We start from the raw sequence: 10,703 nt of genomic DNA on the forward strand, positions 1-10,703 counted from the left end.
GCGCACCAGCGGCCACGGCCAGCACCTGACGGTGGTGGCGAGGATGCCTCCACGCAGGCTGGAAGTCTGCGCCACGGGGAGCGCGTGCAGCCTGGCCTAACGCAGCGCGATATGTGGGTCATGCATAGCGCACTGCGCGGGAGAGTGTCGGGGGTGAGGGTGTTCAGGGCATCGCCAGGATATATCGTGCGAACGCACTCGCAGGTTCTGTCCGCCTTGACATCCTAAGAGATGCCGGGGTGATGAGAGCATCATCAGGGTAACCACCGCTCCAGCCGATACGCACTATCCCAGAACATCCACTCCAGGCGAGCCGAATAGATGAAGGCGTCCCGCATACGTTGTTGCTGCGTCGCCGATGCCTGTTCAGCGATGGTGTCGGTCAACGCAATTGCCTGCGTCACCACCTCATCAAACTCCTGGCCAGCATAGGTGTCAATCCACTTCTGGTAGGGATTGTTGGGAGCTGCGCGTCGATAGATGTCGTGTCCCACTTCGCGATAAATCCAGAAGCATGGCAACAGCGCTGCCATCCCCTCTTCGTAACTGCGACAGGCCGCGGTGGCCAGCAAGAAGTTGGTGTAGGTGAAACATGCCGGAGCCGGCTGCCGCGTTGGCGTCTCAATCCCAAATTCGCGAAAATAGGTGTGGTGGAGTGCGCGCTCAACCACCGCCACCCCTTCAGCAAAGCGCACAAACTGAATAATCGCCGCTTCATCAGGTGCCCGTCCGGCCATTATCGCCAGTGCGCGAGCAAAATCGGCCAGGTACAGCGCATCCTGCTGCATGTAGAAGGCGAATTTTTCACGTGGCAATACTCCCTGTGCCAGCTCCTCGTTGAACGGGTGATAGATAATGGCCTGATAGATGTCGGTAATTGATGACCAAAGGGTGTCGGTAAAGCGTGTCATACGTCCTCCCTGCGTCCAAAAGCCGGATACCGTATCCGCAGAGAACAGACGACTGAGAGGGGAAGCGAGAACGAACTCGGGAGACTGGCCGAACATCGTGCCCGGTTCCGATTTCCTACGCCGGTATTATCCGGATCAGGTTCAAGGGTTCCTCTCAGCCTCGCGTTTGCCGCAAAGCGCCCCTACGGAACACGTGCGAGTATAGTCGAGAACGGGCAGGCGTGTCAAGTGTTGTCTGTCCTGCGAAGGGGGAAGAAGGTGGCCGGGTGGCAGCGGAATAGACCTTATTTCGTAAAAGCTGTGCTGTCATGCACCCAGACTGTCGCTCTGGCGCCTGAACACTTACCAATCGCCAACGACAGTCTGCTCTGCTCCTGACACGTTGGCAGCGCGCAGCTCCGGTCGTACCATCACGGGCTGGATTGGTTGCCTTGCTCGCTCGTTATGCGCATGTCACAGCGTTTGGAGTGCGGCCGCCATGCTGCCGCAGTAGCCGTGCTCATGATACGGTGTGTGTCACGCTGTTGACTACCGGTCACGGGGATGCAGGATGTACTCGTTACGATCATGGAGTCGGTCAGGAATGAATGAGATAACCTCCTGGCCGATGTTTTGAAGCAGGTTCTACTACCGCACGTCACCCCGGGCTATAGGCTATCTCCTGCCTTTAGACCCACACCCTCAGTTTTGCGCGGGTCATGGCTACAAACGCCCGTGTCGCCGCGCAGCGGTAGGCATTGTGGCGGAAGAGCAATCCTACCGTGCGCCGTGGCGTTGGATCGACCAGGGGAATGCCAATCAGGTTGGGCTGACCGCTCAAGACCATCGCCGGTAGCACGGTCGCCAGCGTGAGTTGCTGCACAGCCGCCAGAATACTACCGATGGTATTCATCTCGATCTGAACCCGTGGCTGAATGCCGGCAACATGCGCACAACGATCCCAAAGCCGACGGGTGCAGAACGTGCTTGAGAGCAAAATCAGTGGCTGTTGATGAAGTGATTGTACCGGTAATTGGGGCAAATCAGCCCAGGGATGCTGCCTGGACACAACGACGACCAACTCTTCACTAAATAACTCCTCGCCGGTAACACCGGCCGTCTCTGGTGGCACGAAGCCGATCCCGATCTGAAGGTCACCATCGGCAAGTCGTTGCTCAATGTCGCGGGTCGCCAGTTCTTCAATCTGCAAGCTAATCGCCGGGTGAGTACTGGTAAAGGCGGCTACCAGATCGGGCATGAGATAGACGTTGACAGTTTGCACAACACCGATACGGAGCACCCCACGTTGCAGACCATTGAGTTCATCGATGGCAACCTGGGCTTCGTTCAGCTCTTGCAACGCACGTCGGGCGTGTGTGACCAGAATCTCGCCCGCCGCTGTCAGCCTGATGCGCCGACCGATGCGGTCGAACAAAACCGTCCCGATCTCTTCTTCAAGCAGTTTGATCTGTTGCGAGAGGGCCGGTTGAGAGATGTAGAGTTTCTCGGCAGCACGGGTAATGTGTCCTTCCTCAGCTACCGCCAGAAAGTAACGTAATTGCCGAAGTTCCATTGCTTGATAAGTCCAGCTTATGTTTAGGATAAGAATATCGTATTTTACTTATTATCATATCGTGCTTAGACTGAGCTTGCAACCAGAAAAGGGCCTACTCATACTGGAGGTGGGTTATGAGCGAAGCGATTCCCGGTTACACCTATGGCACAGCGCAGGTAGCACAATCGCCGGTTAGCCAGGAAGAATGGGAGCTTCTGAAGCAGACAGTGCTGTGGACAGCCGAAGACGAGCATTATCTGCGTATGGCGGGCGAGGTGCTCGGCGATCAGGTCGATGCAATCCTTGATCTCTGGTACGGCTTCGTCGCGTCGCACGCTCATCTGGTGTACTATTTCACCGGCCCTGACGGCCAACCAATTGCCGACTACCTGAGTCGAGTACGCCAGCGTTTCGGTCAATGGATACTCGATACCTGTCGACGCCCCTACGATCAGGACTGGCTCAACTATCAGATGGAGATTGCCCTCCGCCATTACCGCACAAAGAAGAATCAGACTGATGGCGTACAATCCGTCCCGATGATTCCGTTGCGCTACATGATAGCCTTCATCTACCCGATCACCGCTACCATCAGAGAGTTTCTTGCCCGCAAAGGGCATTCAGCGGCGGAGGTGGATCGGATGCATCAGGCGTGGTTTAAGTCTATCGTGTTACAGGTGACGTTGTGGAGTTATCCTTATGCCAGAGAGGGTGATTTCTGACCGCTCTGCAACGTCGTCTTGACAGCTCTTCGGTCAACACTTTATAATGGTGGTCAACCACCGCTTGGTGGAAACAAGTTCATCACACAGCGTGTATGAGGGAGCTCGGGGAGCCGGGCTGAGAGGATGGTCGTTATCCACCATCGACCTCGTGAACCTGCTCTGGGTAATGCCAGCGAAGGGAATACACGGTGGTTTATGTATTAAACGCCACCCCTTCGCGGGTGGCGTTTATCGTTGGAGGTTAGTATGACGCTGAAGGCACGGCTGCGCAGGTGGTTCCCCCGCTTGCAGGCTCCACCCACATGGGGGATCGATCCGGTTCCGGTTGAGCATCGGCGGTTGCGTTGGTTCGACATCTTTGTCTTGTGGTCAAGTCTCGGCGTTGGACTGTTGGTGTTAGAGGCGGGGGCGTTGTTGGTGCCTGGCTTAAGTCTGGCACAGGCATTGATCGCTATTCTCATCGGTACTGCTATCGGGTCGTTGTTGCTGGCGCTGGTTGGCGTGTTAGGGAGTGTGTACGGCGTGCCGACAATGGTGCTCTTGCGCCCTGTGCTCGGGCAGCATGGGTCGTATCTGGCGTCAATTTTCAATATCGTGCAACTGATCGGTTGGACTGCCTTCGAGCTGTGGGTGATCGGCCTGGCTGCGCATCACGTGGGGCAGGCGCTCTTTGGAGTGAGCAACTATTACGCCTGGGTAGCGGTGTTTACGGTCTGGTGTGTCTTGCTGGCGTTGGGCGGGCCACTGGTGGTGGTGCGCGAGTGGCTGGAGAAATTTGGGGTCTGGATCGTTTTTGGCGTGACCATCTGGATGACAATCTATCTGTTTACCCGCTACGATATTATCGCGCTCTTGAACCGTCCGGGAACCGGTGATCTGCCGTTTTGGTTGGGAGTCGATCTGGTAGCGGCCATGCCGATCTCCTGGATTCCGCTGGTGGCCGACTACAACCGCTTTGTGCGGCGTTCACGTGGCGGTTTCTGGGGAACGTATGCGGGTTTTTCGCTCACCAATATCTGGTTTTATGCGCTTGGTGCCCTCTTCGTGCTCACGGCGAATGTGTCTCAACCCACACCGGAAAACCTCATTACGGCAATTATGGCGATGACGGGAGGGGTGGTGGCGCTGGCGGTGATTCTGGTCGATGAAACGGACAATGCGTTTGCCGACATCTACTCGACGGCGGTGTCGGTGCAGAATATCTTTCCGCATCTCAATCAGCGCCTGGTGATTATCCTGGTTGGAGTTGTCGGGTTTCTCCTCGCCACATTGCTGACAATGAGTGAGTATTTCACCTTTTTGCTGCTGATCGGTTCACTCTTCGTGCCGCTTTTTGGGGTTGTGCTGGCCGACTATTTCGTGGTGCGACGCTTATTGGGGATGCACGGTGATACATTGGCCGATCAATCTGCGGGCTGGCAGTGGAGCGGAATGGTTTCGTGGCTGGTCGGTGTGGCGATCTATCAGGCTATCACTCAACTCCTACCACAACTTGGCGCAAGTATCCCAGCGTTCCTCATCACATTTGGGATGTATACAGCTTTACGGTTGGTACAACGGCAACGTCTGCTCCGTACCGCCGGTTAATAATTAATTGCGGGAAAGGAGTGACCGGTGAAGACGCGACTGATTGCTCAGGCAGTGGTGCTCATTGCCCTCGGTGTGGCGCTGGCTCCGTTTACCTCGTTTCCAATCGGTATCGCCAGAGTGAACCCGACTCAGCACTTCATTAATGTGATTGCTGCCGTGCTATTGGGGCCGTGGTGGGCGACCGGTATTGCCGGTGTGATCGCCATTCTGCGAATATCTCTCGGGGTGGGGACGATTCTGGCCTTTCCGGGTGGGATGATTGGTGCGCTGCTTGCCGGTTTGATCTTTCGAGCCACGCGTAACATCTATCTGGCTGCGCTTGGTGAGGTGATCGGTACCGGTATCATTGCTGCACTGGTGAGTGGTCTGTGGGTGGCACCAGTGTTCATGCAAACCTCGATGGCCCTTAATCTGTTGATTGCCTCATTCCTCAGCAGCACGGCACTTGGTTCGGCGATTGCACTTGTGGTGTTGAAGGTTCTTGAGCGTGCCGGTGTCGTGAAATTACCCGGCAAAAGGGTTGGTTACACACCTTGAGGCAGATCATCGTTCGTGATTTCAGCTATCGCTACCCACCAGCGACGCAGTGGATATTGCGTCGCCTGAACCTGTCGATTGATGCCGGTGAATACGTGCTGCTCTGCGGTGCCAGCGGCAGCGGAAAATCAACGTTGTGCCGGGCAATTACCGGGCTGATTCCGCACGTGTACGAAGGAAGCATCGAGGGGACAATTCTGATTGACGGTCTCGATACCCGTGAACAGTCGCCTGCCGATGTATGCACCCGGATCGGTCTGGTCTTTCAACATCCGCAGTGGCAACTCTTCAACAGTACGGTTACCCGCGAGATCGCCTTTGGCTTGGAGAGTCTGGGGTATACACCGGCAGAAATCCGGCAACGTATCGACGATGTCGCCGGTTGGCTCGGAGTCGAGCATTTATTTGCACGGCATCCACAACAGCTCTCCACCGGTGAGCAGCTTTTGGTAGCGCTGGCGAGCATTCTGGCGATGGGGTCGCGGATCATTGTGCTCGATGAACCGTTTGCCAATCTCGATGGCAGGCATGTGACGCAGGTGCAGGCTATCCTGCGCAGGCTTCATCAGCAAGGGGTGACGATCATCGTTGCCGAGCATCGGCTTGGGCTGGTGGCCGCTGATGCTAGCCGTATGATCGTGTTGCACGATGGTCAGGTTGTACTGGATGGGCCGCCGGTTCAGGTTCTGGCCACCGATATTCAGCAATTTCATCTCGAACCACCATTACCGGTACAGATTGGCCGCGCTCTCAACCTGAAGCCATTGCCGTTGACGGTAGAGGCTGTACTGGCGCAGGTCGATCATCAGCATCTTATGACCCTGTATCCACTTTCGCCCGACTCACCGCGTTCACCAAACGGATCGCCACTGCTTAGTGTGCGCGATCTCTCGTTCACCGTTGGTCAACGGCGGGTGCTAACCGGTGTTCATCTCGATCTTTACGCAGGTGAGGGAGTGGCAATTGTCGGGGCTAATGGCGCCGGCAAAACCTCGTTGATCAAACACTTCAATGGTCTCTACCGCCCCCAACAGGGACAAGTATGGGTCATCGGAAAGGACACCCGCATGACACCCGTATCGGTGCTGGCCCGGCACGTGGGGATGGTATTTCAAAACCCTGATGATCAGTTGTTTACGACCCGTGTTCGCGATGAAGTAGCGGTTGGCGCCCGCGTTATGGGTATCTATGATCCGGAGCAGGTAGCGTCCGTCTTGCGCACCTTTCGGCTTGAACATCTTGCCGGGCGCTCGCCCTTTACGTTGAGTGCCGGCGAAAAACGACGGCTGACACTGGCGGCGGCGCTGGTGACCAATCCGGCAATCCTGGTGCTCGACGAGCCAACAACTGGTCTCGACTGGTCGGCACGGCAGGCGTTAGCCCGGTATCTCCGGGAACAGGTGCAGCATGGCCGCACCGTAGTACTAGTGACGCACGATCTAGATTTTGCCGGCGCGATCACGTCACACTGGTTCGTCCTGGCCGATGGATGCCTGCTGGCCGAGGGGTCATCTCACGCGATATGTACGCAACCTGCAGTGGTACAGTCGGCTGACCTCCTGCTCCCTGACCGCTATCGGCTGGCGCTGGCGTTACAACAAGTGGCTACTGACGCGGGCGGTTGTCAGAACGAGGGAGAGGTGTAATGGCGTTCCACCTTGATCCACGCGCAAAAACGCTGATGGCTCTGCTGTGGACGGTGGTTCTGAGCACTGCCGAGCGCATTCCCATCCTTTTGATCGGGATGATGCCGGTATTGCTGATTGTATGGTTTAGCAACCAACAGCACGCATTCCTCCACTGGTTGCGCTTGATTGCACTGATGATTGGCGGCTGGATGATCATTGCCTTGTTGACACTCGACTGGCAAACCGCCTTGACCGTTGGTCTACGGATTCTGGCTCTATCGAGCATCTTTTTCGCATTTCTCCGCACCACTACACCGGAAGACCTGGGTGGCGCGTGGCAGCAGATGGGAGTGCCGTTCCCGCTTATCTTTCTGCTCACCGCCTCCCTCCAGTACGTCCAGGTGATGGAGCAGCGTATCCAACAGATCATTGCTGCGCAGCGGGCGCGGGGTATTCCACTTGAGCCGGGATGGCGGGCACTGCGGTATTATCCGGCGCTGCTGATTCCACTGCTCGTGCAAGCGCTGGTCTCCGCCGGACATCTGGCCGCAGCGATGGAAGCGCGCGGTTTCAGTCGAGCCGGTCGCAGTCAATTCCTCACATATCACTGGCGTCTTCGCGATTGGCTTGCTATTGGGATGACAGTTATGGCAGCCGGGTTCCTGTTCTGGTTGCGCCTTTGAAAAGATGTGGTATGTAGTACGGCAGTTGATGCGAGAGTGTTTCAACCAGGATGCGGGTTAACATTCGAGGGGCTTCATATCACAAAGCTGTGCCATCGTGATGTTACGGTGGTACAGACTCATGAACGTTCACAACGTGTCGGCACGATCGCACGGAAACGAAACGTGTCGTCTATCCGTGCGCTCGATTGCTACGCTCCGTGATGCGCGTATGGCGTCGTTTGGCGTGCGGAACCCATGTTTCCGCTCCCACTGCGATCGATGTCACCGGTCAATCTACTCACGGGTATGGCGTGCGTTCTGGTTACAATCATCTGGTCTGTCGATGATTGATGAAGGTGACTGCTAACTATCAGTTTTATGACACCTTACCCGAATAGTGGTGAGGTGTACAGGGAGGTTTCTGTGTTGTCACGAATGGTTTCTCGGCTTTTCCTGATCATGATCGTTTTGCTGCTGGCGGCGTGTGGTCAGCAAACGTCACAATCGCAGCCGCCAACTCTACCGTCGGCACAGGAAACAGTAACAGCAGGGCCAACCGCAGCGCCGCAACCAACGGCGGTGCCAGAGGCAACGGCGGTACCGGTATCTACCGCCGTACCGACAGCGATCTCATCATCGGGAGGCAAGCTCACTATTCTCTCCTGGCAGGCAATAACGACGCTCAACCCGCATCTGGCTACCGGCGTCAAAGATTTCAACGGCGCCACCGTGATTCTTGAACCACTGGCACGCTACAACGAGCGTGATGAACTGGTGCCGTTCCTGGCCGCCGAAATCCCAACCCTTGCCAACGGTGGCATTGCTGCCGACGGTACCAGCATCACCTGGAAGATCAAACCGGGGTTGAAATGGTCAGACGGAAGCGATTTCACGATTGACGATATTATCTTTACCTGGCGCTATTGTGTTGACGAAGCGACAGGCTGTACGAATAAGACCTCATTCGATCCGATTGCCGACATCACGCCAATCGATGACACAACGTTCACCATCACCTGGAAGGAACCGAACCCTAACCCTTACGTTACCTTTGTCGGATCGGCAGGCATGATTCTGCAACAGCGGCAATTTGCGAATTGTATCGGAGTGGCGGCAAACACAAGTGCCGAGTGCCAGGCGGCAAACTTGGCTCCGATTGGCACCAATGCCTGGAAATTGAAGGAATTCCGCCCCGGTGATACGGTTATTTACGAGCGGAACCCCTTCTACCGCGATGCCGATACCGTCTTCTTTGACGAGGTCGAGATCAAGGGTGGTGGTGATGCCGCCTCGGCGGCGCGTGCCGTCTGCACAACAGGGGAAGCCGATTTTGCCTTGAATATGCAGGTTCCCAAAGCGGTACTGGAGCCGATTATTGCCGGTGGCGCCTGTGATGTAGTGGCTGGTGGTTCAACCGGTGGTGTCGAGCGTATCGTGATCAACTTCACCAACCCCGATCCGGCCCTCGGCGACCGGCGCAGCGAGCCTGATCAGCCGCATCCCTTCCTGACCGATCCGGCGGTGCGTCGGGCAATTGCGCTGGCAATTGATCGCAAGGCAATTGCTGAACAGCTCTATGGGCCGACGGGTGCGTCGACTTGCAATCTGCTGGTGGTGCCGGCCCACATGAATTCACCCAATACAACCTGCGAGCGTAATGTTGCCGAGGCAAAACGGCTTTTGGACGAAGCTGGTTGGGTATATAAGGACGGAGTGCGAGAGAAAGATGGCGTAAAGCTGGTCGTTACCCTACAGACCAGCGTGAATAACCTGCGCCAGAGCACGCAAGCCATCATCAAAGCCAACCTGGCCGAGATCGGCATCCAGACCTACCTCAAGGCGATTGATCCGGCTGTCTTCTTCAGCGGCGATCCGGGCAACCCCGATACGCTCAACAAGTTCTACGCCGACCTGCAAATGTACACCTTCGGTCCCAGCTCCCCCGATCCCCAGTCATATCTGGAAGGCTGGATCTGCGCCGAGGTAACATCGGCGGCGAACCGCTGGAATGGCAACAACGTGAGCCGCTACTGCAACCCAGCCTACGATGCGCTGTTTGCACAGTTGAAGACCACCTTTGATCCGGCGCAGCGGGCGCAGTTGGCAATTCAAATGAACGATCTGCTCGTCAACGACGTGGTCGAGATACCGCTGATCAACCGCTACACACCGGTAGTCAAGCTCAAGAATCTGGACGGGCCGACCTTCAATACCTTTGACAGCAATCTCTGGAATATTGCTAGCTGGCGGCGCGTGCCGTAAGCCTGGGCAAGCGGGCAATAACGGACACTGGTGCGCGTTCCGCAACGCAAGGCGACACAGGGTGTGAATATCAACAGAAGACACCAGGTAGGGGCGGGTTCCAAACCCGCCCCTACGGCCATTCATGAGTTGACATAAAAAATAACACAACACTGTATCAGGACGCCCCGGCGCAGCTCGCCGTTCTCCCCTCTACCGCAGCACGGGAGAGGGATCGGGGGTGAGGGCGTTCCTCCGCTCCCAGCGGGGGCGGGCCGGGGTGGGGATGTTTCCCCCATGCCTGGCAAAGACAGACGAAATGGATGAGCCATAGGAATGACTACCGTCTCATACCAAATCTTACTCGACAATGTGCATTGTTCGGGGGCACTCCTCGTGCAGAAGCGTTACCGGGCATGCCATTGGCGAGTCGCTCGTGGCTTGTCGTCAGTAGGGGCGACGCATGCGTCGCCCCTACCGGCGTCCAGCGGTGCATCGTTCAGGTGTAGCAGCGGGGAAATAGGTGACTGTTATGGCCTATGCTGCCAGATGTCCTATCAGGACGCCTTAATCCATCGAAACTCCCCTTTCCCGTGCAAGCGGGCTATGCATTACCCACAACTACACTTATGGTGTCAACCACGTGCGTACCAGCGGGAATAATCGCCATGGGTGCTGTTTGGGCAACTGGCCCAGTGGCAGTGCGCCGCTCCAGTCGTACCGGCACGTGCTGGATGGATTGCCGTACCCGCTCGTTATGCGCGTGTCGCACGGTGTGAAGTGCGGCAGCCATGCTGCCGCGCCAGCCGTGCTCGCGATCACGTGGAGGTTGCAGCGGTTACCCCGCAGCTCTGCGCCCAGTGGGATCACGT

At 56.6% G+C, this 10,703-nt stretch carries 9 protein-coding genes and 2 riboswitches; of the genes, 6 read left to right on the forward strand and 3 right to left on the reverse strand.

The genetic code is table 11. From position 1 onward, the window contains the following. Nucleotides 1–254: 254 nt before the first annotated feature. Together tenA and cynR are read right to left on the reverse strand one after the other, a co-directional pair. The gene (gene tenA / locus VAE55_RS08320) at nt 255–911 is read right to left on the reverse strand and encodes a thiaminase II (protein WP_322815326.1); all 657 of its coding nucleotides are present in this window, start codon (nt 909–911) and stop codon (nt 255–257) included. Nucleotides 912–1,005: 94 nt separating this feature from the next. Next, nucleotides 1,006–1,105: riboswitch (TPP riboswitch) on the reverse strand. A 473-nt stretch (nt 1,106–1,578) separates the two neighbouring features. Then, complete coding sequence (cynR, locus tag VAE55_RS08325; protein ID WP_322815327.1) at nt 1,579–2,463, reverse strand: transcriptional regulator CynR; 885 nt, start codon at nt 2,461–2,463, stop codon at nt 1,579–1,581. A gap of 116 nt (nt 2,464–2,579) precedes the next feature. On the opposite strand from cynR, the gene VAE55_RS08330 reads away from it, so the two are divergent. The 6 genes from VAE55_RS08330 to VAE55_RS08355 all read left to right on the forward strand — a co-directional run bounded on the left by VAE55_RS08330 (nt 2,580) and on the right by VAE55_RS08355 (nt 9,852). Further along, nucleotides 2,580–3,167, forward strand: a complete 588-nt coding sequence (locus VAE55_RS08330; protein ID WP_322815328.1) for a protoglobin domain-containing protein — start codon at nt 2,580–2,582, stop codon at nt 3,165–3,167. 87 nt (nt 3,168–3,254) lie between these two features. Next, nucleotides 3,255–3,368, forward strand: a riboswitch (TPP riboswitch). A gap of 48 nt (nt 3,369–3,416) precedes the next feature. Then, a complete protein-coding gene (gene cytX / locus VAE55_RS08335; RefSeq protein ID WP_322815329.1) occupies nt 3,417–4,757 on the forward strand; it encodes a putative hydroxymethylpyrimidine transporter CytX in 1,341 nt (446 codons plus the stop codon). A 27-nt stretch (nt 4,758–4,784) separates the two neighbouring features. Continuing rightward, nucleotides 4,785–5,297: an energy coupling factor transporter S component ThiW gene (gene thiW / locus VAE55_RS08340; protein WP_322815330.1), complete on the forward strand. Its 513-nt coding sequence runs from the start codon at nt 4,785–4,787 to the stop codon at nt 5,295–5,297. Next, nucleotides 5,294–6,943, forward strand: a complete 1,650-nt coding sequence (locus tag VAE55_RS08345; protein WP_322815331.1) for an ABC transporter ATP-binding protein — start codon at nt 5,294–5,296, stop codon at nt 6,941–6,943. Before thiW ends, VAE55_RS08345 begins: the two co-directional genes overlap by 4 nt. Continuing rightward, entirely contained in the window at nt 6,943–7,608 is a 666-nt protein-coding gene (locus VAE55_RS08350) for an energy-coupling factor transporter transmembrane component T (protein WP_322815332.1), read from the forward strand. Before VAE55_RS08345 ends, VAE55_RS08350 begins: the two co-directional genes overlap by 1 nt. A gap of 405 nt (nt 7,609–8,013) precedes the next feature. Further along, complete coding sequence (locus tag VAE55_RS08355; protein ID WP_322815333.1) at nt 8,014–9,852, forward strand: peptide ABC transporter substrate-binding protein; 1,839 nt, start codon at nt 8,014–8,016, stop codon at nt 9,850–9,852. Nucleotides 9,853–10,435: 583 nt separating this feature from the next. Here VAE55_RS08355 and VAE55_RS08360 read toward each other — a convergent pair. Further along, nucleotides 10,436–10,624, reverse strand: a complete 189-nt coding sequence (locus VAE55_RS08360; RefSeq protein WP_322815334.1) for a hypothetical protein — start codon at nt 10,622–10,624, stop codon at nt 10,436–10,438. Between the last annotated feature and the right edge of the window lie 79 nt (nt 10,625–10,703).

Source organism: Chloroflexus sp., assembly GCF_034432675.1.
Lineage (GTDB): Bacteria > Chloroflexota > Chloroflexia > Chloroflexales > Chloroflexaceae > Chloroflexus.